Here is a 23170-nt window from a genome sequence, read left to right on the forward strand (position 1 = left end):
ACATATATATGTCTTTTGTTATAAAAAAGATAAGGTTTAGTTCAATTTGCGTAACAATATTGAAATGGTGTTGTTATCCACTGTAGAGATGTCTTGAAGTCCCAGCCGGTAGGGCTTGATACCTGTTTCGTGGACGCGCGGTCAAGATGCTCCTATAGTGTGTCAAGCGCTTTGTAGAAGTTTTTCGTAGGCAGTGGTTAATTCCATCAACGGGCGTTTTCCCGTTTCAATATCGCTGATCCTGGCAGGAGCGCACCCAAGACGATCCGCTATCTCTGCCTGAGTCAGGTGCTGGGCCTGACGACGTTGCTTTAAGTCTGGGCGACGCAGATCCCTCGGTTCAGGCCGGCTGGACTGTGCGCACAGCACGCGGTAAACCTCGCGCACGATGGCCCGCTTGAGACAGCGAATGATCTCCTTTTTCGACAATCCTTCCGCGGTGCGTTTAGCCACGTAGTCTTTGGTGCGTTGGTCACATCCCATGCGAACTACCGCGATTCGGTACAAAGCTGAATTCGCCCGCCGATCCCCACCACGGTTGAGTCTGTGGCGGGTGGTACGCCCAGAACTCGCTGGCAGTGGTGCCACGCCACATAGCTGAGCCAGGGCCGCCTCGGATGGGATACGTTCTGGATTCTCACCGATGCTGACGATCAGTTCAGCGGCGATCAGCGGGCCGCTGCCGACTATGTTGCTGACATATGGGTTGATCCGTGAGAGAAGAGAACTGATCCGGGCCTCTAGCTCATCGCATCGCCTACGCAACTGAAGGTATGTTGTAGCAAGAATCTTCAGGCTGGAGGCAACGGCATTCGCCGGGTTGTGATCGTCCGCTCCTGGCCGGCCAGGACCTGACCCCCGGATGGTAGACACCCTGATGCCAGCATGATGCTGGGAAAGGTAATCTGCCACCATGCCAAGCAAGACCTACACAGAGGAGTTCAAGCGCGACGCTGTCGCCTTGTATGAGAACTCCCCAGGGGCTTCGATTCAGACCATTGCCGCTGACCTCGGGATCAACCGGGCTACCCTTCATAACTGGTTAAAGAAGTACGGGACAGGTGCGCGCACCAAAACCGGCACCGCGGAGTCGCCCTCGTCGATGTCGGTGACCGAGGCTGAGCGGATCCGCCAACTAGAACGGGAAGTCAGCCGACTGCGCGAAGAGCGTGACATCCTGCGGAAAGCAGCCAAATATTTCGCGGAAGAGACGAACTGGTGATCCGCTTCCAGTTCGTTGACGACGCCCAGAAGAACCATTCGGTTAAGCGGATATGTGAAGTCCTGAAACTCAACAGGTCCTCCTATTACAAATGGAAAAACAGCAGCTCAGCCCGGAGAAAACGACTCATATCCGACGCCATCCTCGGTGCACGGGTCACGACTGTCTTCACCGCCGAAAATGGTTGCTACGGGGCCAAACGGATCACGGCCGAACTCAAAGATCAGATAGATCATGACCCCGTGAATCACAAGCGGGTCGCCCGGATCATGCGCTCGTTGAAACTGTGTGGATACACCAAGAAACGCAAGGTCACCACCACCGTGTCCGATCAGAAGAAACCAGTGTTTCCTGACCTTGTCGGTCGGAAATTCACCGCCGACAAGCCGAACCAGCTCTACGTCGGGGACATTACCTACCTACCGATCGCGGATGGGTCGAATATGTACCTGGCCACGGTTATTGATTGTTATTCCCGCAGGTTGGTGGGTTTTTCTATCGCAGATCACATGCGCACGAGCTTGGTCCAGGATGCGCTGCTGATGGCCAAGGGCCAGCGCGGAAACCTCAAGGGTGCGATTTTTCACTCGGACCACGGCAGTGTTTATACGTCGAACGCATTCCAGGACGCCTGTAAAGACCTCGGGATTAAGCAGTCGATGGGATCAATCGGGACCAGTGCTGACAACGCCCTCGCGGAGTCCTTCAACGCAGCACTGAAGCGGGAAGTCCTCCAGGATTCCAAGACATTCATGAACCAGTTGCTCTGTCGCCGGGACGTCTTCCGCTGGTGTACCCGCTATAACACGGTGCGCCGGCATTCCTGGTGCAGATATCTCGCCCCTGCGGTGTTTGAGGAGCGTGGTCCTGCTATCCTGAAATCTGCTTCCTGATTAAATCCTTCGTGATGCTCCTATGGTGTGTCAAGCAGTTTTAAGGAATTCTTCGTAGGTTAACTTCAACTCCGATAGTCGACGCTTGCCGGTTTCAATATCGCTAATTCTTGCTGGAGCGCATCCAAGTTTCTTGGCGACTTGGGTTTGTGAAAGCCCTTTTTTCGAGCGCAGAGCTCTGAATTCATCGCTACGCAACCCACTGGATTGTCTCACAGGTCGCCCCAGACACAGCACTTGATAGATCTCTCGGACGATGGCGCGTTTTAAGCACCGCATGATTTCTTTCTTCGACAACCCTTCTTTGATTCGACGTTGAACATAGTCCCTGGTGCGTTCATCGTGACGCATCCTGACCAGGACTATGCGGTGCAGTGCTGCGTTGGCTTGGCGATCACCCCCTCTATTTAACCGGTGTCGGTTCGTCCGCCCTGAGCTCGCCGGGATAGGTGCAACGCCCCACAGATGAGCCAACGCAGCCTGTGATCGGATCCGTTGTGGATTCTCACCGAGGCTCACCAGCAATTCTGCGGCAGTAACAGCCCTGCAGCCGAAAATTTGTGTCATCGCGGGATTGATGACCTCGACCAGATCGGTGATCTTGTTATCGAGTTCATCGCATTGCGCCCGCAGCATGTTGTAGGTGGTAGCCAAGCTCTTCAAACTGGTTAAGGTGCCATTGACGGGATCAGTGACATCTGCGGGTGGGCGGCACCGCGACAATGTCATAACCAGGGTGGTGGTCGTCATCGTCGCATAACGCTGCCGAACAGTCACGGGGGCCGTGACCAGCAGAGACTTGATGAGAGTCAATAGTTTTGCCGCCGTGGCGACCAGTTGATGGCGGGTAATCTGGAGCATGCGCAGTGACTCCACTGGCCCGGTGGTGTCTTTCGGGATGCTGAGTGCTTGACCGGTGAGCACCTGCCGGGCGGCGGCGAGTGCATCAACAGGGTCTGATTTGCCATCCCGGCGTCGAAGGGCACGGGTAGGACGCAAAACCTCGAAAACTACATGTCCATGGCCAATAAGATGCCGGGTCAGACCAGCTCCGTAGGAGTTAGTACCTTCTATCCCCGCAGCTACGACGCTGTAAGCTGAGAGGAACTCGGTGACCTGCTGGTATCCGTTGCTGGTGGTGGGAAAGGTATCGGTCGCCAGATGTTTACCAGTCTCGGTCACGATGGCCACGGTGTGGGTATCGGTGTGCGTATCGATGCCGGCTACGGGGCCAGCAAGGTCAATGGTTGGTGTGGGCATGATGTTCACGGGCTTTCTGAAGCGGTGGGACACGGGGGATCCACATATCCGGAGCTTCAGACAGACAAGACGCTGATGGGACTACTACCATGACACCTGCCAGGGTGGTCACGGAAACGGTCACGCTCCTATAAGGTCATGACCGAAACTCCGGATCGCGGTACGGGACCGGAACTACTCCGAAAGACAGATCACGAGCAAGGCACACAGTGTGGCCAGTCCACTTTGGGGTCATTTCGGATGGCTCCGATCCCGTACTCCCATTATCAGCGTCCACTTTCCGGGGGTCGGGCCCCAACGAGACAGGGCAATGATCAGGGCGTGGTTGGTCATCGTGGTATAGCGGGCCCGGATGTCATCGGGTGCGGTGACCAGCAACGACTTGATCGTATTCATGAGTTTGACGGTCGTTGAGACCAACTGTTTCCGGGTGATGTGCAGCGTTCTTAACGATTCGACTGGCCCGGTCGAATCTTTAGGGATACTCAACGCTTCCCCGGTGAGGACTTGCCGGGCGGCAGCCAGGGCATCGACTGGGTCTGATTTGCCGTTGCGCCGACGAACTGCGCGGGTCGGGCGCAGCACCTCGACGACCGTATAGCCGGCGTCAACGAGATGGCGTGTTAGTCCTGCCCCGTAGGAGTTGGTTCCTTCGATCCCCACGGTGCCGACACCGTGGGCGTTCAGGAACTTCGCCAGGTGTGTATAACCCGACGTGGTGGCAGGAAACGTTTCGGTCGCCAGATGCTGGCCCGTAGCGGTGATAGCGGCGACGGTGTGGGTATCAGTATGGGTGTCGACCCCGGCGATAGGGGGAGACAGGATGGGGATATCTGTGATTGTCATGGGCATCTCTTTCGACAGAAGGGGGTTACCTACGGCCGCGGATCCGAGATGTCGGGCAGACAAGACGCTGATGGGACTACTACCATGGCACCTGCCGGGGTGGTCACGGTGAGAGGTCACGCTCCTATGAGGTCATGACCGCATCACCGGATCGCGGTGCGGGGCCGGAACCGGCCCGGAAGACAAATCTTGACGAAGGCACACAGTCAGACTGTGGCCAGTCCATAGGTGGGTCATTCCGAGTGGTTCCGGTCCCGCACTCCCATTATCAGCGTCCGCGGGAGTGGTGTATCTGCCCTTTCGATAAAACAAGCAGCGTAACGACCTCACGGACCATCACGAGCTAGAAACCGGTGCCGGTTCATGCCACTTCCCTCCGCGTAACCTCAGGCGCAGCAGCCTCCGCATCGATGATATTCACCGTCATCATCGCCCTGGTCTGCTCCAAGCTCGTCAACGACATGTACCGCTTTGCTGGATCCAATCATCATGCTGTTCCGCCAGCACCGCCCCGACCAGACGGATCACCGCATCCCGGTTCGGGAAGATCCCCACCACATCAGTGCGCCGGCGGATCTCACGATTGAGCCTCTCGGTCGGGTTATTCGACCACACCTTGGTCCACACCGCCTTCGGGCACTGCGTGAACGCCAGCAGCTCATCCAGGGCTTCTTCCAGGTAATCAGCCACATCCGGGAACTTCTGCTGACAGAACTCCACCACATCCCTGGCCTGAGCCCACACAGATGCCGCATCAGGCTGCTGGAAAATCGTGTGGAACATCGCCGACAATGTTGGCCACTGCGTTTTCGACACCATCCCGTACAGGTTCTTGGAAAAGTGCGTGCGACACCGTTGCCACGAGGCATTCGGCAACACCTCACCAATCGCGTGCTGAATTCCCAGGTGGGCATCACTGGTGACCAGGTAGACCTCATTGAGCCCTCGGGCTTTCAAGTCGCGGAAGAAGCCCGTCCAGGATGCCACTGACTCACTCGTTGCAACCTGCATGCCCAACAACTCCCGATACCCTTCGGCGTTGACACCGGTGGCCAACAGGACAGAAGTCTTGACCACTCGCCCGCCTTCGCGAACCTTCATGGTTAGTGCGTCGCACGAAACATAGAGGTAGGGTCCGGTATCAAGAGGGCGGGTGCGGAATTCTTCGACCATGACATCAAGATCTTTCGCCATCTCCGATACCTGGGACTTCGAGAGACTATTGATCCCTAAGGTGGCGACCAAGTCGTTCATCCGCCGGGTGGACACACCCTTCAAATAACACGTGGCAATCACGGTGGTCAGCGCTCGTTCAGCCCTCGTGCGCCGTTCCAGCAACCAGTCGGGGAAGAACGATCCGGTGCGTAGTTTCGGGACCGCGACATCGACCGTGCCGACCCGGGTGTCGAAGTCGCGGTGGCGGTATCCGTTGCGGGTGTTAACCCGGTCCTGAGACACGGTGGCGTAGTCGGCGCCGCACACCTGGTCGGCTTGGGTGGAGAGGATCTGGTTGATGAAGCCTTGAAGCATTTCTCGCATGAGATCGGGGGATGCTTGGGCGAGCAATTCGTCGAGGTAGGTGGTGGGGTCGATAGAATAGGGTCCAGCGGCCATCGTGGGTTGTCCTTTCGAGGATATGTAGGAGTTGAGTCGAAAGGTACCTGCGGTGGTCGCCTCATGTGTTCATGGGGTCCCTCACCGGCAGTTACAGATACACCACGCTAATGGACTCCACCGGAAATATAAAAAGCCCACTCTAAGATGACAGGGTATGGATGAGCTGCTCAAACAGGAAGTTAAAGATTTCCTCACCACCAGGCGTGCACGGATTAAGCCGGCGGCTGCGGGACTAGAAACGCAGCCGTGGAGTGATCGTCGTGTGCCGGGGCTTCGGCGGGAAGAAGTCGCGGATCTGGCGGGCATTTCTTTGGAGTACTACATCCGATTCGAGCGCGGCAATCTCAAAGGTGCATCGACTGAAATTTTGCAATCGTTAGCTAAGGCCCTCCAGCTGAGCCCGATTGAGCGCGAGCACCTGAACAACTTGGCGTATCGCGCTGATCATCCGCGCAACCTACCTACTGTGGAGACGCCAACGGCACCCCTCCAGGACATCGTTGATGCGGTCACAGATAAGCCAGCGTGGATCCGCAACGAGCAGATGGATATTTTGGCTACAAATCAGCTCTGCGCGGAACTTTACGCCCCGATTTTGAGGGATTTGCCCGATCGGCCCAACACTGCGCGGCACTGCTTTATCGGCGCAACAGCCGCGGAGTTTTGGGTTGATCGGGAGCAGTTCAGCGCGGAGTTCGCAGCCAAACTGCGCCTCGAGTACGCCCGACGCCCCAGCGCGCCAGGTTTAAAGGAGCTTATCGACGAGCTCCATCAGAAAAGTTCTGTTTTCCGCCAGAATTGGGCGTCTGCTGATGTTTTGTCATTCGGATCTGGCATCAAACGTTTTAGGCACCCAACACTGGGGGAGCGGGCCTACGAATACGAGACATTTAGTCTCAATAGTGCACCGGGGTATGTGTTGAGCATTTACTTTTAGGTGGTGGAGGGGCGCGTCGACAAGCTTTCTAAATGTTTCTCTTGGTGACTACGCTGACTCCGCCCATGAACGCCAGGCCCTTGACGTGAACCGTGGGCGCATTGTTTGGCAGGCGCGCGGGATTGAGCGCACCGGCCTTGTCCACGGACTGCTCGAAACCACCAAAAATGCCGATGCCGTCACAAATGACAAAAACGCCTTCGGGAACGATGATCTCGATGCCTCCCATGAATGTGTAGGCGTTGATCTGAATGCGGTCGCTCTCCAGGAAGGCGTCGCGCAGGTCGATCTGATTGCCACCCATCATGGCGAAGGAGGTGTGGAGATTAGGCACATGCCATCCACCTTTGCGCACGGTGCCACCCATAAATGAGAAAGACATTTTGGAGCCATTCGGATTGCCAGTGATTCTGTTTCGGACAATATTGACCGGATCCACCGCGTTTTGCATGGCTGGGGGAGTGGTCTCGTAGGACGCCGGCGTATAGGAAGCACCGGGAAATTGCTGGCCAAGCAATGTGGAGGGGTTGTCGTTCACGTCAGAAATTAGCTCTATAAGAGTGTCTAAATGACGGGCGTTCCACGCTTTGGTGGAACGCTGCTCAAACTCCTCCAAAGTAAGTTGACCTCGGGAGACAGCTTCAGAAAGCTCATCCACGACTTGGTTTCGGTTGAGGTCAGTGGCGAGTTTCCTTGCTGGTTCGTTTCCTTGAGGAACAGTCACATGAACCATTCTAACAAGGGATTTGGTGTTTTCCGGTCGTAGCTGATAATGTGGGTGGCTGAGTCCCACTCTTGTAGTTGGGAATTGACGGCACCTCGCACTCAAGCGCGGTATCGCCCCTGGTTATCCGGGACGCGGTGGCGCATGTTTGCATTTGAGTAGGTTGTTCGTGACATGTTTGGACGGGCCCCAAAAAGAGCCCCCTTTTTTGCGTGTCTGGACACTTTTCAAATCCTTCGCCATCGACAAGCTCAGCCTTCGTGTTCGTCCCCCGGGCGTCACGTCAGCAAAAAGAACAACTCCGAAATAAGGATGGTTCATGCCAACTATTCAGCAGCTGGTCCGCAAGGGCCGCCACGATAAGACCGCTAAGGTGGCTACCGCGGCACTGAAGGGTTCCCCTCAGCGTCGTGGCGTGTGCACCCGTGTGTACACCACCACCCCCAAGAAGCCCAACTCCGCTCTGCGTAAGGTCGCCCGTGTGCGCCTCACCTCCGGCATCGAGGTTTCCGCCTACATCCCGGGTGAGGGCCATAACCTCCAGGAGCACTCCATGGTGCTCGTCCGTGGTGGTCGTGTGAAGGACCTTCCGGGTGTCCGTTACAAGATCATCCGTGGTGCACTGGACACCCAGGGCGTCAAGGACCGCAAGCAGGCTCGTTCCCGCTACGGCGCGAAGAGGGGATAAGAAACAATGCGTAAATCAGCAGCTCCCAAGCGTCCTGTAGTCAAGGACCCAGTATACGATTCCGAGCTCGTCACCCAGCTCGTGAACAAGATCCTCCTCGACGGCAAGAAGTCCACCGCAGAGCGCATCGTCTACGGCGCTCTCGAGATCTGCCGCGAGAAGACCGGTCTCGAGCCGGTCGGCACCCTCGAGAAGGCTCTGGGCAACGTCCGCCCCGACCTCGAGGTCCGTTCCCGCCGTGTCGGTGGCGCAACCTACCAGGTTCCTGTCGAGGTTCGCCCGGCACGTGCCACCACCCTGGCTCTGCGTTGGCTGGTGACCTTCACCCGTCAGCGTCGTGAGAACACCATGGTGGAGCGTCTCGCCAACGAGATCATGGATGCAGCCAACGGCCTTGGCGCTTCCGTGAAGCGTCGCGAGGACACCCACAAGATGGCAGAGGCCAACCGCGCCTTCGCTCACTACCGCTGGTAGTAAGAAATGCCATGACCGCCCAATCACTTCTCCCCACCGGCTGTCCGACTGCGTCCGTTCCACGGTCGTACCGCACAGTCATGGTGGGGAAACGGTGACTGGGCTTTTGGTCTCATTAGTGGAGATCAAAACCCCGCGACCTCTCCGGTCGCCACTGCCTGGGCAGTGTGTTACACAGGAACTTACACGTGGTTGCGGCTGGCACTATGCCAGCACCACCACTTAGTGGCAAAATGTAACGAGAGAATTATCCGTAGGTGTCTGACCTGATCATCTGGGCACCGGGAACTGAACCCGATGGGATCAACTCCCGGTGCCCCGGTGGGAGGGGAAGCGCCACAACCAACAAGTTGGGGTACCACTGTGGCACAAGAAGTGCTTAAGGATCTGAACAAGGTCCGCAACATCGGCATCATGGCTCACATCGACGCCGGTAAGACCACGACCACCGAACGCATCCTCTTCTACACCGGCATCAACCGTAAGGTCGGCGAGACCCACGACGGTGGCGCAACCACCGACTGGATGGAGCAGGAGAAGGAACGCGGCATCACCATCACCTCCGCCGCGGTGACCTGTTTCTGGAACGAGAACCAGATCAACATCATCGACACCCCGGGTCACGTCGACTTCACCGTCGAGGTCGAGCGTTCCCTCCGTGTCCTCGACGGCGCAGTTGCTGTTTTTGACGGCAAGGAAGGCGTTGAGCCACAGTCCGAGCAGGTCTGGCGTCAGGCCACCAAGTACAACGTCCCACGTATCTGCTTCGTCAACAAGATGGACAAGCTGGGCGCTGACTTCTACTTCACCGTGGGCACCATCGAGGACCGCCTCGGTGCGAAGCCACTGGTCATGCAGCTCCCGATCGGTGCAGAGGATGCCTTCGACGGCGTCGTCGACCTCATCGAGATGAAGGCTCTGACCTGGCGCGGCACCACCGAGATCGGCACCGAGGCCACCGTCGAGGAGATCCCCGCTGATCTCGTCGACCGCGCCCAGGAGTACCGCGAGAAGCTGCTCGAGACCGTCGCAGAGTCCTCCGAGGAACTCATGGACCGCTACTTCGGTGGCGAGGAGCTGACCATCCCGGAGATCAAGGCCGCCATCCGCAAGATGGTCGTCAACTCCGAGGTCTACCCCGTGTTCTGTGGCACCGCCTACAAGAACAAGGGTGTCCAGCCACTGCTCGACGCTGTCGTCGACTACCTCCCGAGCCCACTGGACACCGGTGAGGTCGAGGGTATCGACGTGAAGGACCCGGAGGTCACCCTGACCCGTAAGCCTTCCGACGATGAGCCACTGTCCGCACTGGCCTTCAAGATCGCAGCACACCCGTTCTTCGGCAAGCTGACCTTCGTCCGCGTCTACTCCGGCAAGGTTGAGCCAGGCGAGCAGGTCCTGAACTCCACCAAGGGTAAGAAGGAGCGCGTCGGCAAGCTCTTCCAGATGCACGCCAACAAGGAAAACCCTGTTGAGATTGCACACGCCGGCAACATCTACGCGTTCATCGGCCTGAAGGACACCACCACCGGTGACACCCTCTGCGACCCGAACAACCCGATCATCCTCGAGTCCATGGACTTCCCGGATCCGGTGATCCAGGTTGCCATCGAGCCGAAGACCAAGTCCGACCAGGAGAAGCTGGGTGTCGCCATCCAGAAGCTCGCTGAAGAGGACCCGACCTTCACCGTCCACCTGGACGAGGAGTCCGGCCAGACCGTCATCGGCGGCATGGGCGAGCTGCACCTCGACGTCCTGGTCGACCGCATGAAGCGCGAGTTCAAGGTTGAGGCCAACATCGGTGACCCACAGGTTGCCTACCGTGAGACCATCCGCAAGCCGGTTGAGTCCCTCAGCTACACCCACAAGAAGCAGACCGGTGGTTCCGGCCAGTTCGCTAAGGTCATCATCTCCATCGAGCCTTACGCACCTGCACAGGAAGAGCTGGAAGAGGGCGAGTCCGCCATCTACAAGTTCGAGAACGCCGTCACCGGTGGACGTATCCCGAAGGAATACATCCCCTCCGTGGACGCAGGTATCCAGGACGCCATGCAGTACGGCTACCTCGCCGGCTACCCGCTGGTCAACGTCAAGGCCACCCTCGAAGACGGTGCCTACCATGACGTCGACTCCTCGGAAATGGCCTTCAAGCTCGCCGGTTCCCAGGCGTTCAAGGAAGCTGTCGCCAAGGCGAAGCCGGTTCTGCTCGAGCCGATCATGTCCGTTGAGATCACCACTCCTGAGGAGTACATGGGTGAGGTCATCGGTGACGTGAACTCCCGTCGTGGACAGATCTCCTCCATGGAGGACCGTGCCGGCGCCAAGCTGGTCAAAGCCAAGGTTCCGCTGTCCCAGATGTTCGGCTACGTCGGTGACCTCCGCTCCAAGACCCAGGGTCGTGCAAACTACTCCATGGTCTTCGATTCCTACGCTGAGGTTCCCACCAACGTTGCTGCAGACGTCATCGCAGAGCGCAACGGCACCGCTTAAATCCTGAGCGGATAACGGGAGGTTCGTCTCCCACCCACCCCGCGTGCAGGGCCGTGCCAGCGTACGCGTAGGGTGGTGTGGGGTAGCGGCCCGCAGGATGCATCCAACTGCTCTTTACACAGGCAGTGGGGATGGACTCTGCTGGCCGTTACCCTGCGAATGTCCACAGGGTAACTGGTAGTTTGAATTTGACCGCCGGTGCCCCTAGGATCATGTAACTGGCACATTTTGTAATGCGCTAGATCTGTGTTCCACAGTCCTTGTGGCTGGTCCTCACAGTGAAGGCAAAACCAATTCGTGGCTGCGAAAGTCGTAGCCACCACGAAGTCCAGGAGGACATACAGTGGCAAAGGCGAAGTTCGAGCGTACCAAGCCCCACGTAAACATCGGCACCATCGGTCACGTTGACCACGGTAAGACCACCACCACCGCGGCTATCACCAAGGTTCTGGCTGACGCTTACCCTGAACTCAACGAGGCTTTCGCCTTCGACGCGATCGACAAGGCTCCAGAGGAGAAGGAGCGTGGCATCACGATCAACATCTCCCACGTTGAGTACCAGACCGAGAAGCGCCACTACGCACACGTCGACGCACCGGGCCACGCCGACTACATCAAGAACATGATCACCGGCGCAGCTCAGATGGACGGCGCAATCCTCGTTGTTGCAGCTACCGACGGCCCAATGCCACAGACCCGTGAGCACGTTCTTCTTGCTCGCCAGGTTGGCGTTCCTTACATCCTCGTTGCTCTGAACAAGTGCGACATGGTTGACGATGAGGAAATCATCGAGCTCGTCGAGATGGAAGTTCGCGAACTTCTTGCTGAGCAGGACTACGACGAAGATGCTCCAATCGTTCACATCTCCGCTCTGAAGGCTCTTGAGGGCGACGAGAAGTGGGCTGGCCAGATCCTCGAGCTCATGCAGGCTTGCGATGACAACATCCCAGACCCAGTTCGTGAGACCGACAAGCCATTCCTCATGCCTATCGAGGACATCTTCACCATCACCGGTCGTGGCACCGTTGTTACCGGTCGTGTTGAGCGCGGTACCCTGAACGTCAACGACGATGTCGAGATCATCGGCATCAAGGAGAAGGCAACTCAGACCACCGTCACCGGTATCGAGATGTTCCGCAAGCTCCTTGACTCCGCTGAGGCCGGCGACAACTGTGGTCTGCTGCTCCGCGGTATCAAGCGCGAGGACGTTGAGCGTGGCCAGGTTGTCGTCAAGCCAGGCGCTTACACCCCTCACACCGAGTTCGAGGGCTCTGTCTACGTCCTGTCCAAGGATGAGGGTGGCCGCCACACCCCGTTCTTCGACAACTACCGTCCGCAGTTCTACTTCCGCACCACCGACGTTACCGGTGTTGTGAAGCTGCCTGAGGGCGTCGAGATGGTCATGCCAGGCGACAACGTCGACATGTCCGTCACCCTGATCCAGCCTGTCGCAATGGACGAGGGCCTGCGCTTCGCTATCCGCGAGGGCTCCCGCACCGTTGGCGCCGGCCGCGTCACCAAGATCATCAAGTAATGATCTCCTCAGATCCCGCGGTTGTATGACCGTGAAGATCTGAACCCTTGAGAAAGGCCCAGAGGATTTCTTCCTCTGGGCCTTTCTTGTTGTTTGCTCCCCCGGGGGCGTGAACGATTCCGTTGGTTTGCACCCCCGAACCCCGACATCAGACCGTTTCCACCACAAACCGATGATTTCGTTCACACCGAGATCCCACCCGCACCCGGCCATGACAAATTCTGTTGGTTTGCGCCCCCAGAACCCCGATATCAGCCCGTTTCCGCCACAAACCAACAGTTTTTGCCAAACCCCCGCGGTCGGCACGAACCACACCATCGCCAACAGCAGTGGACTAACATCGACCGGATGAAGGATCCCACACGCATACCCCGCATCCTGGAGGAACTTCGAGCGACCTGGGAGGGACAACCGGACCTGGAACTGGCCACCCTCTTCGGTGTTCTGCAGAACCGGGGCGTCGGGTGGGGGACAGATGATGACACCCTCGTGGAGGCCCTCCGGGAGTTGCGCCATCGTCGGCCACCGCGGGTGGAGAACGGGGACACCGGACGGTTCATCGTAGACACCACCGGGCCGGACTGCCGGGTGATGATCGATCCCCACCGCGTCGTGGTCCGGCGTCCGGGTGCATCTGGGGTGGCTTGCCAGCCGGGGGTGTGGGAATACAGTGGCATCATCCGGTGTGAGGTCGGTAGTCCCCTGCTCATCGATGATCGGGAGCAGGTACGCCACCGGCTGGGTGTGGTCACGGGGATTGAACGGGTCAGTGAGCACCCGCTGCGGCAGGAGACCTCCCTGGGTGGGTTGACCCGGAAGCTTCTCGACGACCGCGTGCTCCTCATCCGCGTGGAAGGTGGCACCTCCGTGGTGGTTTCCCGTGCTCTCAGTGTGTTCACCCCCACCCGCCGGACCGTGGAGCAGACCCGGCATCCCTGGGCCCGGCTGGTCACCGTCACCCCGGGGGAGCCTCTGGTGATTGAGCTGCCGGGGCGGGGTCAACGACTGGAGCTGGGCCCGGTCACGGAGTGTTTCTTCCTGGAGGGTTAGACCGAGGACCGGAAGGTGGAGCTGAACCTCGCCCGGTATTCGGAGGGGGTGCTGCGCAGACGGCGTTCGAAGGCGCGGCGCATGCTGTCGTCGCTGGGGAATCCGGATTTGCGGGCTGCGGCGGTCACGGTGTTGCCGTCGAGGATCAGCTGTTGGGCGATGCTGAGCCTGAACTGTTCCAACCAGGAGGTGGGTGTGGTGCCGAGTTCCTCACGGAAGAGTCTGCCCAGGTGCCGGGGACTGACGGCGGCGTCCTCGGCGAGGCCGGCGATGGTGTGCTGTTTCCCGGGCTGTTTGCGGATGGTGTCCAGCACCTTCTGCAGGATGGGGTTGCTCACGGAAGGTGAGTGGGTGGCGGCTGCGAACTGTGACTGGCCCCCGGGGCGGTGCATGAACATCACCATGTCGCGGGCGATGCTGCGGGCGACCTCCGCGCCCTGGTCCTCCTCGATGAGGGAGAGGGAGAGGTCGATGCCGGCGGTGATGCCGGCGGAGGTGATGTACTTGCCGTCGTGGACGTGGAGGGTGTCGGGTTGGACCCGCACGAGGGGGAATCGGCGGGCGAGGTCCTGGGCGTTCTTCCAGTGGGTGGTGGCGCGCCTGCCGTTGAGGAAGCCGAGTTCGGCGAGGATGAACGCCCCCGTGCACACGCTGGCGACACGCTGGGGGCCGTCGGCGAGGTGACGTGTGGCGTCGAGAAGCGCAGGGGGGATGGGGGACATGGGCAGCTCATCGGCGCCGGCGATGATGACAGTGTTGAAGTCGCGGGGGTTGACCCCGGCCGCGGGCTGGGTTTCGCTCAGGGTGATGCCCGCGGCGGTGGTGACGGAACCGCCGGCGGGGGAGAGCAGTGTCAGTTCATAACCGTCGGCGCGGCTCAGGGTTTCGGCGGGGCCGGAGACATCAAGCATGGTCACGCCGTCGTAGATCAGGAGGGCAATCTTCTTCATGGGCTGGTCCATAGGGTGGGTCGGGGTGGTTTAAAATCTTGCTCTCATGTAGCTGATGTCCGATTCTTCATGTTTTATGGCCGATAGGACATGGCAATAGCCTAGCCCACTCGGCAGACTGGTGTGTGATGTCAGCAACATGGACCGGGCTGACGCGCAAACCCATGAGGAGTAAGCATGTCTGAGAGAATCGCAAGCGCAGAATTCCGATCGAAGGTAATGTCCGCCGAGGAAGCCGCCCAGTTCGTCAACAACGGCGACACCGTGGGCATGTCCGGATTCACCGGCGCGGCCTACCCGAAGGCGCTGCCCACTGCCATCGCCAACCGCGCCAAGGAGGCACACTCCAAGGGTGATGAGTACGCCATCAACCTCCTGACCGGTGCCTCCACCGCACCGGACTGTGATGGTGTCCTGGCAGAGGCGGATGCGATCAACTACCGCATGCCGTACCAGTCCGATCCCGAGATGCGCAACAAGATCAACGCCGGCGCCATGAAGTACCAGGACATCCACCTGTCCCACTCGGGCCTGCAGGTGGAGCAGGGTTTCTTCGGTCATCTGGATGTCGCCATCGTCGAGGTCTGCCGCATCACCGAGGACGGCCACCTCGTGCCATCCTCCGGTGTGGGCAACAACGTGGAGTACCTGGAGTCCGCCCACAAGATCATCATCGAGGTCAACTCCTGGCAGTCCCTGGAGCTTGAGGGCATGGCCGATATCTACCGCGTCCCCCACCTGCCCAACCGCACCCCCATCCCGATCAACAACGTCAATGACCGCATCGGTGAGACCTTCATCCGCATCGATACCAACAAGGTCGTCGCCGTCGTTGAGACCGATTCCCCCGACCGCAACAGCCCCTTCAAGCCGTTCGACGAGACCTCCAAGCAGATCGCCGGCAATTTCCTCGACTTCCTCGAGGGGGAGGTCCGCGCCGGCCGCCTCACCTACGACGGTTACATCATGCAGTCCGGTGTGGGTAACGTCCCCAACGCCGTGATGGCCGGTCTGCTCGACTCGAAGTTCGAGAACATCAAGGCCTACACCGAGGTGGTCCAGGATGGCATGCTCGACCTCATCGATGCCGGCAAGATGACCCAGGCCTCCGCCACCTCCTTCGCGCTGTCCCCGGAGTACGCGGAGAAGATGAACCGTGAGGCCAGCACCTACCGCAAGAGCCTGGTGCTGCGCCCACTGCAGATCTCCAACAGCCCCGAGGTCATCCGCCGCATGGGTCTGATCGCCTCCAACGGCATGATCGAGGCCGATATCTACGGTAACGTCAACTCCACCCACGTGGCCGGTACCCGCATCATGAACGGCATCGGCGGTTCCGGTGACTTCACCCGTAACGCGTTCGTGTCCTCCTTCATCTCCCCGTCGGTGGCCAAGGGGGATGCGATCTCCGCGGTCGTTCCGTTCGCCTCCCACATTGACCACACCGAGCACGATGCCATGGTGGTCATCACCGAATATGGTTACGCCGACCTGCGTGGACTGGCCCCACGTGAGCGTGCGCCGAAGATGATCTCCATCGCGCACCCGGATTACCGTCCGCTGCTGGAGGAGTACTTCGAGCGTGCCCAGCAGAACAAGCACCAGCACACCCCGCACAACCTGCGCGATGCGCTGAGCTTCCACATCAACCTGGATGAGACCGGTTCGATGAAGGGCAACGCCTAAGCGCCACCACGCTTGTCGACGCCCGACCACCCCCCGTTCCCCGGCCCCTGCGCCGGGGGCGGGGGTGGTCCTCTTCCCGGGGTGGGGGAAATGACAGATTTGTCATTCGGGGCCTGGTGTGAGTGATATCGGTAACCGGGTGGGGGCCTTGGTGAATTGCCCGTACTTTCCGCAGATAGGGCTTATATTTCGAGCTTGTATTCCAGGTGACAATGTGGTTAACTAGTCGAGTTGCCTTAACAGGGCGCGTATCGCCATGCGCATCCACCTGCACAGATGGATGCCCGTGAGTATGAGCGTGACGCTGGTTCGGCAAACATGACACCTTCATTGGAGTCGAGGAGCATCCGGTCCGTCCGGGTGTGATTCAACTGCAGGAGGTCCCCTGAAGCCGGGTTTGCACCGGTGACGGCGGAACCGGAGAAGGGGCATGGCAAATAAACAGCGGCAGTTACGTTAGGGCCACGCGATACATTTCACGGTCCCTTCCGATTTCCTGACCACGACACCCGCGGTGCGTGCAAGGTCATCCGTGGCGCGTTTGTTTGTACAGCGCCCGTGATCCATGTCAGACACATTGACAGTCAGGTTAAACACTGGCGTTGCGCCCGAGCCCCAAGCCCGGACAACGTTATAGAGAAAAGAATGAAGCGAATTCCCACCGCTCTCCAAAAATGGAAGATGTGGGACGAGCGAGGAAGAGGATTAGCGTGGCGGGACAAAAAATCCGCATTAGGCTCAAGGCCTATGACCACGAGGCGATTGATGCGTCTGCACGCAAGATCGTCGAGACGGTCACCCGCACGGGTGCCCGAGTCGTAGGACCGGTGCCTTTGCCCACTGAAAAGAACGTATACGCCGTTATCCGTTCTCCCCATAAGTACAAGGACTCTCGCGAGCACTTCGAGATGCGCACGCACAAGCGCCTGATTGACATCCTCGACCCGACGCCGAAGACGGTTGACGCTCTCATGCGTATCGACCTTCCGGCCAGCGTCGATGTGAACATTCAGTGATCGACGGAACTTTGGTAGCGGAGAATAAATAATGAGTGAAAACGAGATCAAGGGCATTCTGGGCACCAAGCTCGGCATGACCCAGATCTTCGACGAGGAAAACCGTGTCATCCCGGTCACCGTCGTCGAAGCTGGACCATGCGTTGTTTCCCAGATTCGCACCGTTGAGACCGATGGCTACAACGCCATCCAGATCGCCTACGGCGAAATCGACCCACGTAAGGTGAACCAGCCTCTGACTGGTCACTTCAAGAAGGCTGGCGTTACCCCCCGCCGCCACGTCACCGAGATCCGCATGGACGATGTCTCCGGTTACGAGGTTGGACAGGATGTCACCGTGGAGATTTTCAACGACGTCAAGTTCGTTGATGTCACCGGTACCTCCAAGGGTAAGGGCTACGCCGGCGCCATGAAGCGTCACGGCTTCGCCGGCCAGGGTGCCGGCCACGGTAACCAGGCTGCACACCGCCGCGTCGGTGGTATCGGTGCAGCTGCGACCCCGGGCCGCATCTTCAAGGGCAAGCGTATGGCTGGCCGCATGGGTAATGACCGCGTCACCACCCAGAACCTCAAGGTTCAGAAGATTGACGCCGATGCCAACCTCATCCTGATCAAGGGTGCGATCCCGGGCAACCGTGGCGGCATCGTTACCGTTAAGACCGCAGTGAAGGGCGGTGCACACGCATGACCAATCTGACGCTGGACGTCCAGACTGCTGAAGGTACCACCAACGGCTCTGTCGACCTCCCTGCTGAGATTTTCGACCGTGAGGTCTCCGTCGCTCTGCTGCACCAGGTTGTCAACGCACAGCTTGCAGCAGCTCGACAGGGCACCCACTCCACCAAGACCCGCGCTGAGGTGCGTGGCGGTGGCCGCAAGCCATTCCGCCAGAAGGGAACCGGCCGCGCCCGTCAGGGTTCGATCCGTGCTCCTCACTTCACCGGTGGTGGCATCTCCCACGGCCCGAAGCCACGCGACTACGCGCAGCGCACCCCCAAGAAGATGATCAAGGCCGCCCTCTACGGCGCCCTGTCCGATCGTGCTCGCAACGAGCGCATCCACGTCATCTCCGAACTGGTGCCAGGCCAGGCTCCCTCGACCAAGTCTGCCAAGGCTTTCATCGAGCGTCTGACCGAGCGTAAGTCCGTCCTGCTGGTTATCGGCCGTGAGGACATCAACGCACAGAAGAGTGCCAACAACCTGCCCGGCGTCCACATCCTGGCCGCTGATCAGCTGAACACCTACGACGTCCTCAACTCTGATGACATCGTGTTCTCCGTTGAGGCTCTCCACACCTTCATCAACCGTGCCACCGGCGCGGCACAGGAGGAGCAGAACTAATGGCTACCATCGCCAACCCACGCGACATCATCCTCGCACCGGTCGTTTCTGAAAAGTCTTACGGCCTCATGGAGCAGAACGTCTACACGTTCTTCGTTGCCCGTGACGCCAACAAGACCCAGATCAAGATTGCTGTCGAAGAGATCTTCGGCGTCAAGGTTGCTTCCGTGAACACCGTCAACCGTGAGGGCAAGCGCAAGCGCTCCCGCTCCGGTTTCGGTGTCCGCAAGGCCACCAAGCGCGCCTACGTCACTCTTCGTGAGGGCAGCGACTCCATCGACATCTTCAACGGCTCCGTCGCTTAAGACGTCGATAGAAAAGGACACATTATGGCTATTCGTAAGTACAAGCCGACAACCCCGGGTCGCCGCGCAAGCTCCGTTTCCATGTTCTCGGAGATCACCCGTTCGACCCCTGAGAAGTCTCTCCTGCGCCCGCTGTCCAAGACCGGCGGCCGCAACTCTCACGGTCACATCACCACCCGTCACCGCGGTGGTGGACACAAGCGTCGTTACCGCGTCATCGACTTCCGTCGTAATGACAAGGACGGCGTGCTGGCCAAGGTCGCTCACATCGAGTACGACCCGAACCGTACCGCCAACATCGCTCTGCTGCACTACTTCGATGGCGAGAAGCGTTACATCATCGCCCCGAAGGGTCTGACCCAGGGCACCGTTGTCGAGTCCGGCGCCAACGCCGACATCAAGGTGGGCAACAACCTGCCGCTGCGCAACATCCCGACCGGTACCACCATCCACAACGTGGAGCTGAAGCCGGGCGCTGGTGCAAAGCTGGCTCGTTCCGCAGGTTCCTCCGTTCAGCTGCTCGGTAAGGAAGGCCCCTACGCGATCCTGCGTATGCCGTCCACCGAGATCCGTCGCGTCGACATCCGCTGCCGTGCAACCGTTGGTGAGGTCGGCAACGCCGACCAGATCAACATCCGTTGGGGCAAGGCCGGTCGTATGCGTTGGAAGGGCTGGCGCCCAACCGTCCGTGGTGTCGTCATGAACCCGGTCGACCACCCGCACGGTGGTGGTGAGGGTAAGACCTCCGGTGGTCGTCACCCTGTGTCCCCATGGGGACAGAAGGAAGGCCGCACCCGCCGCCCGAAGCGTTACAGCGATGACATGATTGTCCGTCGCCGTCGCGCCAACAAGAACAAGAAGCGCTAAGAGGAGGTAACGAAGAATGCCACGCAGCCTTAAGAAGGGCCCGTTCGTCGATGAGCACCTCCTCAACAAGGTCGATGCTCAGAACGAAAAGGGTACCAAGCAGGTCATCAAGACCTGGTCCCGCCGTTCCACCATTCTCCCCGATTTCATCGGTCACACCTTTGCTGTCCACGATGGACGCAAGCACGTGCCGGTGTTCGTCGATGATGCAATGGTCGGCCACAAGCTGGGCGAGTTCGCCCCAACCAAGACCTTCAAGGGTCACGTCAAGGACGACAAGAAGGGACGTCGATAAGCGATGAGTGACAACATCACCTCCGCCCGCGCGACCGCCCGTTTCGTCCGGGTGAGCCCGATGAAGGCACGTCGTGTCATCGATCTCGTCCGCGGCAAGACCGTGGTCGAGGCACTGTCCATCCTGAAGTACGCTCCGCAGGCCGCTTCCGAGCCTGTTGCGAAGGTTGTTGCATCCGCAGCCGCCAACGCTGAGAACAACTTCGGTCTGGATCCACGCACCCTGGTCATCTCCGAGGCCTACGCCGACGAGGGCCCGACCATGCGTCGCTTCCAGCCACGTGCTCAGGGTCGTGCATTCCAGATCCGTAAGCGCAGCAGCCACATCACCGTGGTTGTTGAAAGCCAGAAGGAAGGAGCCAACTAGTGGGCCAGAAGATTCATCCACACGGCCTCCGATTGGGCATCACTTCCGACTGGAAGTCCCATTGGTACGCCGACCAGTCCTACGCTGACTACGTCGCCGAGGACATCAAGATCCGCGATTTCCTGTCCAAGGGCCTCGACCGCGCCGGCATCGCCGACGTCGTCATCGAGCGCACCCGCGACCGCGTTCGCGTTGACATCCACACCGCACGCCCCGGCATCGTCATCGGCCGTCGTGGTGCTGAGGCTGACCGCATTCGCCGCGAGCTGGAGAAGCTCACCGGCAAGCAGGTCGCCCTCAACATCCTCGAGGTCAAGAACATCGATGCCAACGCTCAGCTGGTGGCCCAGTCCATCGCTGAGCAGCTGTCCAACCGCGTGGCTTTCCGTCGTGCAATGCGTAAGGCTATCCAGTCCGCAATGCGCCAGCCACAGGTCAAGGGCATCAAGGTTGTGTGCTCCGGTCGTCTCGGCGGTGCCGAGATGTCCCGCACCGAGCGCTACCACGAGGGTCGCGTTCCGCTGCACACCCTGCGCGCCGAGATCGACTACGGCACCTACGAGGCCCACACCACCTTCGGACGCATCGGCGTCAAGGTGTGGATCTACAAGGGTGACGTCGTCGGTGGCCGTCGCGAGTCCGAGATCAACGCACCGGCCGAGCGCCGTGGCCGCGGCGACCGCAACGCACGTCCGCGTCGTGGTGGCCAGCGCCGTCAGCGTGCTGAGCAGAAGCAGGAGGGCTAAACATGCTTATCCCTAAGCGCGTTAAGTACCGTCGCCAGCACCGCCCAACCCGTAGCGGTATCTCCAAGGGCGGCAACCGCGTCACCTTCGGTGAGTACGGCATCCAGGCTCTCGAGCCTGCCTACATCACCAACCGTCAGATCGAATCTGCACGTATTGCCATCAACCGCCACGTCAAGCGTGGTGGCAAGGTTTGGATCAACATCTTCCCGGACCGTCCGCTGACCCAGAAGCCACTCGGCGTTCGTATGGGTTCCGGTAAGGGTCCTGTGGAGAAGTGGGTCGCCAACGTCAAGCCGGGCCGCATTCTCTTCGAGATGTCCTACCCGGATGAGGCTATGGCTCTCGAGGCTCTGCGTCGTGCAGGCCAGAAGCTTCCTTGCAAGGTCCGTATCGTCAAGAGGGAGGATCAGCTCTAATGGCTATCGGTACCCCAGCACACGAGTTCCGTGAACTCAACGAGGAAGAACTGGTCAACCGCCTCAACGAGGCCAAGGAAGAACTGTTCAACCTTCGCTTCCAGCTCGCCACCGGCCAGCTGACCAACAACCGCCGCCTTCGCACGGTCAAGCGCGACATCGCCCGCATCTACACCGTTATCCGCGAGCGTGAACTGGGCCTGTCCGTCGTTCCGGGAGCTGAGGCTTAATTATGAGTGAGGCAAACGTGAGCAACAAGGAAAAGGGCGCACGCAAAGTTCGCACCGGCTACGTGGTTTCTGACAAGATGCAGAAGACCATCGTCGTCGAGCTCGAGGATCGTAAGCAGCACGCTCTGTACAGCAAGATCCTTCGCACCAACAAGAAGGTCAAGGCCCACGATGAGGAGAACATCGCCGGTATCGGCGACCTGGTCCGCATCGAGGAGACCCGTCCGCTGTCCAAGGACAAGAACTACCGTCTCATCGAGATCATCGAGAAGGCCAAGTAGTTTTCCTGAGCAGTAACTGAACGCTTCTTCCCCCCCCCGGGGAGGATACGTTCAGCACAAGCCCCATCCGGTCATGCACCGGGTGGGGCTTTCTGCTGCCCGGAATCGCCTGGGCTCTAGGGGAGTCTCGACTCCTGCAGGTCGAGTCGCGCGTGATCATCAATGTCGGCGGGCAGCGAGCCCTCGCCAGTCAGGCCCTCGCCGGTGTGGATGAAGGTGAACAGGTGGCGTTCGGTCACACCCTGGGCGGAGGCACCCCCGGCGTGGCCGTAGCGCACCTCGATGCGGTCATCGGCGATCCGGGTGACCTCCTCGACGGTCTTCATCTGGAAGGGGGCGGGGGCGGTGATCATCTCACCCCGGTGGAACAGCACCACCGCGTCGTGGATGGCCGCGCCGATACCCGCGGACCGCTCGGCATCGCCGTTGGACCCGTTAAGCACGAGGTAGCTCAGGGCGGCGCAGGAATCATAACCGTTCTCACCGATCTGGAAGTGGTAGTAGACATCGTCGACCGGGACGGTGGAATCCGGTGTGGCACCCAGGGCGCCGACGGGGATGATCCCCTGTTCCAGGAAGGGGGCGAAGTCGGAGGCCATCGGGTTGTCGGTGCACGGCACCGGGGGCTTATCGACGGAGGACTCCTCCGGCACATCCTCCTCCGCCACCTCATCATCTGTTGGCGGGGTGCCGACGGGGAGGGGAGCGGCGGTGCCGTCGATGGCCACCTCATCGGGCGTGATCTCGACCGTGGTGTCGGGGGTGTTCACACATCCGGCCAGCAGGAGAGTGGCGAAAGCGGGGATGAGAACAGCGGATGCGTGCTTCCTGGCCATGGAGTCCTCTCCTCATACAGGGCTGCGGGAATTCCCATATTAGGGCGTGGCGGGTGATTGCGCACCGGTTTCCATAGCACAGCCCCATGCCACCGCG

The 23170-nt window shown here is 59.6% G+C and carries 23 protein-coding genes and 3 pseudogenes; 19 read left to right on the forward strand and 7 right to left on the reverse strand.

Going from position 1 to position 23170, the window contains the following annotated elements:
* Nucleotides 1-162 precede the first annotated feature (162 nt).
* Nucleotides 163-843 (reverse strand): annotated as a pseudogene (locus CE_RS14775) (transposase); the annotation flags it as partial.
* Between the two features lie 70 nt (nt 844-913).
* Here CE_RS14775 and CE_RS02700 point away from each other — a divergent pair.
* A protein-coding gene (locus CE_RS02700; protein WP_173362560.1) for an IS3 family transposase occupies nt 914-2115 on the forward strand; the annotation gives its coding sequence in 2 pieces (ribosomal slippage) (nt 914-1208 and nt 1208-2115; 1203 coding nt in all).
* Nucleotides 2116-2145: 30 nt separating this feature from the next.
* On the opposite strand, the gene CE_RS02705 is transcribed toward CE_RS02700, so the two are convergent.
* From CE_RS02705 to CE_RS02715, 3 genes and pseudogenes are all read right to left on the reverse strand, one after another.
* Nucleotides 2146-3375, reverse strand: a complete 1230-nt coding sequence (locus CE_RS02705; protein ID WP_006770550.1) for an IS110 family transposase — start codon at nt 3373-3375, stop codon at nt 2146-2148.
* A 285-nt stretch (nt 3376-3660) separates the two neighbouring features.
* Nucleotides 3661-4227, reverse strand: a pseudogene (locus CE_RS02710) (transposase); the annotation flags it as partial.
* A gap of 355 nt (nt 4228-4582) precedes the next feature.
* Nucleotides 4583-5835 (reverse strand): annotated as a pseudogene (locus tag CE_RS02715) (IS256 family transposase).
* A 157-nt stretch (nt 5836-5992) separates the two neighbouring features.
* On the opposite strand from CE_RS02715, the gene CE_RS02720 reads away from it, so the two are divergent.
* Nucleotides 5993-6775, forward strand: a complete 783-nt coding sequence (locus CE_RS02720; protein WP_006769818.1) for a helix-turn-helix domain-containing protein — start codon at nt 5993-5995, stop codon at nt 6773-6775.
* Nucleotides 6776-6803: 28 nt separating this feature from the next.
* On the opposite strand, the gene CE_RS02725 is transcribed toward CE_RS02720, so the two are convergent.
* The gene (locus CE_RS02725; protein WP_035109818.1) at nt 6804-7499 is read right to left on the reverse strand and encodes a DUF1707 SHOCT-like domain-containing protein; all 696 of its coding nucleotides are present in this window, start codon (nt 7497-7499) and stop codon (nt 6804-6806) included.
* 319 nt (nt 7500-7818) lie between these two features.
* Here CE_RS02725 and rpsL point away from each other — a divergent pair, with 319 nt between their 5' ends.
* The 5 genes from rpsL (at nt 7819) to CE_RS02750 (ending at nt 13735) form a co-directional block, all read left to right on the forward strand.
* Nucleotides 7819-8187 (forward strand): 30S ribosomal protein S12, encoded by a 369-nt coding sequence (gene rpsL / locus CE_RS02730; protein ID WP_006769815.1) that lies wholly within the window; start codon nt 7819-7821, stop codon nt 8185-8187.
* Between the two features lie 6 nt (nt 8188-8193).
* Nucleotides 8194-8661, forward strand: coding sequence for a 30S ribosomal protein S7 (gene rpsG, locus CE_RS02735; RefSeq protein ID WP_006769814.1), 468 nt, complete (start codon nt 8194-8196; stop codon nt 8659-8661).
* 363 nt (nt 8662-9024) lie between these two features.
* Nucleotides 9025-11151, forward strand: a complete 2127-nt coding sequence (fusA, locus tag CE_RS02740; protein WP_035109769.1) for an elongation factor G — start codon at nt 9025-9027, stop codon at nt 11149-11151.
* Between the two features lie 343 nt (nt 11152-11494).
* A complete protein-coding gene (gene tuf / locus CE_RS02745) occupies nt 11495-12685 on the forward strand; it encodes an elongation factor Tu (RefSeq protein WP_006769810.1) in 1191 nt (396 codons plus the stop codon).
* Nucleotides 12686-13033: 348 nt separating this feature from the next.
* Nucleotides 13034-13735, forward strand: coding sequence for a hypothetical protein (locus CE_RS02750; RefSeq protein WP_006769809.1), 702 nt, complete (start codon nt 13034-13036; stop codon nt 13733-13735).
* Here CE_RS02750 and CE_RS02755 read toward each other — a convergent pair.
* Nucleotides 13732-14685 carry a GlxA family transcriptional regulator gene (locus tag CE_RS02755; RefSeq protein ID WP_231844060.1) on the reverse strand — a complete coding sequence of 318 codons (954 nt, stop codon included), beginning with the start codon at nt 14683-14685 and terminating at the stop codon, nt 13732-13734. The genes CE_RS02750 and CE_RS02755 overlap by 4 nt on opposite strands.
* 177 nt (nt 14686-14862) lie before the next feature.
* On the opposite strand from CE_RS02755, the gene CE_RS02760 reads away from it, so the two are divergent.
* The 12 genes from CE_RS02760 to rpsQ all read left to right on the forward strand — a co-directional run bounded on the left by CE_RS02760 (nt 14863) and on the right by rpsQ (nt 22237).
* A complete protein-coding gene (locus CE_RS02760; RefSeq protein WP_011075028.1) occupies nt 14863-16371 on the forward strand; it encodes an acetyl-CoA hydrolase/transferase family protein in 1509 nt (502 codons plus the stop codon).
* A 710-nt stretch (nt 16372-17081) separates the two neighbouring features.
* Nucleotides 17082-17387, forward strand: coding sequence for a 30S ribosomal protein S10 (gene rpsJ / locus CE_RS02765; RefSeq protein ID WP_003854291.1), 306 nt, complete (start codon nt 17082-17084; stop codon nt 17385-17387).
* Between the two features lie 31 nt (nt 17388-17418).
* Nucleotides 17419-18075 (forward strand): 50S ribosomal protein L3, encoded by a 657-nt coding sequence (gene rplC, locus CE_RS02770; protein WP_006769804.1) that lies wholly within the window; start codon nt 17419-17421, stop codon nt 18073-18075.
* On the forward strand, nt 18072-18728 hold the full coding sequence (rplD, locus tag CE_RS02775; protein ID WP_006769803.1) for a 50S ribosomal protein L4: 657 nt from the start codon (nt 18072-18074) through the stop codon (nt 18726-18728). The genes rplC and rplD overlap by 4 nt, the downstream gene beginning before the upstream one ends.
* Nucleotides 18728-19033: a 50S ribosomal protein L23 gene (gene rplW, locus CE_RS02780; protein ID WP_006769802.1), complete on the forward strand. Its 306-nt coding sequence runs from the start codon at nt 18728-18730 to the stop codon at nt 19031-19033. Before rplD ends, rplW begins: the two co-directional genes overlap by 1 nt.
* A 24-nt stretch (nt 19034-19057) precedes the next feature.
* On the forward strand, nt 19058-19900 hold the full coding sequence (gene rplB, locus CE_RS02785) for a 50S ribosomal protein L2 (protein WP_011075029.1): 843 nt from the start codon (nt 19058-19060) through the stop codon (nt 19898-19900).
* Between the two features lie 16 nt (nt 19901-19916).
* The gene (rpsS, locus tag CE_RS02790; RefSeq protein ID WP_003854296.1) at nt 19917-20195 is read left to right on the forward strand and encodes a 30S ribosomal protein S19; all 279 of its coding nucleotides are present in this window, start codon (nt 19917-19919) and stop codon (nt 20193-20195) included.
* 3 nt (nt 20196-20198) lie between these two features.
* Complete coding sequence (gene rplV / locus CE_RS02795) at nt 20199-20561, forward strand: 50S ribosomal protein L22 (RefSeq protein WP_006769800.1); 363 nt, start codon at nt 20199-20201, stop codon at nt 20559-20561.
* Entirely contained in the window at nt 20561-21307 is a 747-nt protein-coding gene (gene rpsC, locus CE_RS02800; protein ID WP_006769799.1) for a 30S ribosomal protein S3, read from the forward strand. Before rplV ends, rpsC begins: the two co-directional genes overlap by 1 nt.
* A gap of 2 nt (nt 21308-21309) precedes the next feature.
* A complete protein-coding gene (gene rplP / locus CE_RS02805; protein ID WP_006769798.1) occupies nt 21310-21726 on the forward strand; it encodes a 50S ribosomal protein L16 in 417 nt (138 codons plus the stop codon).
* On the forward strand, nt 21726-21956 hold the full coding sequence (rpmC, locus tag CE_RS02810) for a 50S ribosomal protein L29 (protein ID WP_006769797.1): 231 nt from the start codon (nt 21726-21728) through the stop codon (nt 21954-21956). Before rplP ends, rpmC begins: the two co-directional genes overlap by 1 nt.
* A 2-nt stretch (nt 21957-21958) precedes the next feature.
* Nucleotides 21959-22237, forward strand: a complete 279-nt coding sequence (rpsQ, locus tag CE_RS02815) for a 30S ribosomal protein S17 (RefSeq protein ID WP_006769796.1) — start codon at nt 21959-21961, stop codon at nt 22235-22237.
* 116 nt (nt 22238-22353) lie between these two features.
* On the opposite strand, the gene CE_RS02820 is transcribed toward rpsQ, so the two are convergent.
* Nucleotides 22354-23073 (reverse strand): LppP/LprE family lipoprotein, encoded by a 720-nt coding sequence (locus tag CE_RS02820; protein ID WP_006769795.1) that lies wholly within the window; start codon nt 23071-23073, stop codon nt 22354-22356.
* Between the last annotated feature and the right edge of the window lie 97 nt (nt 23074-23170).

Source organism: Corynebacterium efficiens YS-314 (genome assembly GCF_000011305.1).
In the GTDB taxonomy this organism is placed as follows: Bacteria; Actinomycetota; Actinomycetes; order Mycobacteriales; family Mycobacteriaceae; genus Corynebacterium; species Corynebacterium efficiens.

Coding starts and splice junctions, on each gene's coding strand:
- CE_RS02820 (WP_006769795.1), bottom strand. CDS start 23,073: ATGGCCAGGAAGCACGCATCCGCTGTTCTCATCCCCGCTTTCGCCACT.
- rplW (WP_006769802.1), top strand. CDS start 18,728: ATGGCTACCATCGCCAACCCACGCGACATCATCCTCGCACCGGTCGTT.
- rpsQ (WP_006769796.1), top strand. CDS start 21,959: ATGAGTGAGGCAAACGTGAGCAACAAGGAAAAGGGCGCACGCAAAGTT.
- rpsL (WP_006769815.1), top strand. CDS start 7,819: ATGCCAACTATTCAGCAGCTGGTCCGCAAGGGCCGCCACGATAAGACC.
- CE_RS02750 (WP_006769809.1), top strand. CDS start 13,034: ATGAAGGATCCCACACGCATACCCCGCATCCTGGAGGAACTTCGAGCG.
- CE_RS02755 (WP_231844060.1), bottom strand. CDS start 14,685: ATGAAGAAGATTGCCCTCCTGATCTACGACGGCGTGACCATGCTTGAT.
- rpsS (WP_003854296.1), top strand. CDS start 19,917: ATGCCACGCAGCCTTAAGAAGGGCCCGTTCGTCGATGAGCACCTCCTC.
- rplD (WP_006769803.1), top strand. CDS start 18,072: ATGACCAATCTGACGCTGGACGTCCAGACTGCTGAAGGTACCACCAAC.
- CE_RS02720 (WP_006769818.1), top strand. CDS start 5,993: ATGGATGAGCTGCTCAAACAGGAAGTTAAAGATTTCCTCACCACCAGG.
- CE_RS02760 (WP_011075028.1), top strand. CDS start 14,863: ATGTCTGAGAGAATCGCAAGCGCAGAATTCCGATCGAAGGTAATGTCC.
- rplC (WP_006769804.1), top strand. CDS start 17,419: ATGAGTGAAAACGAGATCAAGGGCATTCTGGGCACCAAGCTCGGCATG.
- rplP (WP_006769798.1), top strand. CDS start 21,310: ATGCTTATCCCTAAGCGCGTTAAGTACCGTCGCCAGCACCGCCCAACC.
- rplB (WP_011075029.1), top strand. CDS start 19,058: ATGGCTATTCGTAAGTACAAGCCGACAACCCCGGGTCGCCGCGCAAGC.
- rpsG (WP_006769814.1), top strand. CDS start 8,194: ATGCGTAAATCAGCAGCTCCCAAGCGTCCTGTAGTCAAGGACCCAGTA.
- rplV (WP_006769800.1), top strand. CDS start 20,199: ATGAGTGACAACATCACCTCCGCCCGCGCGACCGCCCGTTTCGTCCGG.
- rpmC (WP_006769797.1), top strand. CDS start 21,726: ATGGCTATCGGTACCCCAGCACACGAGTTCCGTGAACTCAACGAGGAA.
- CE_RS02705 (WP_006770550.1), bottom strand. CDS start 3,375: ATGCCCACACCAACCATTGACCTTGCTGGCCCCGTAGCCGGCATCGAT.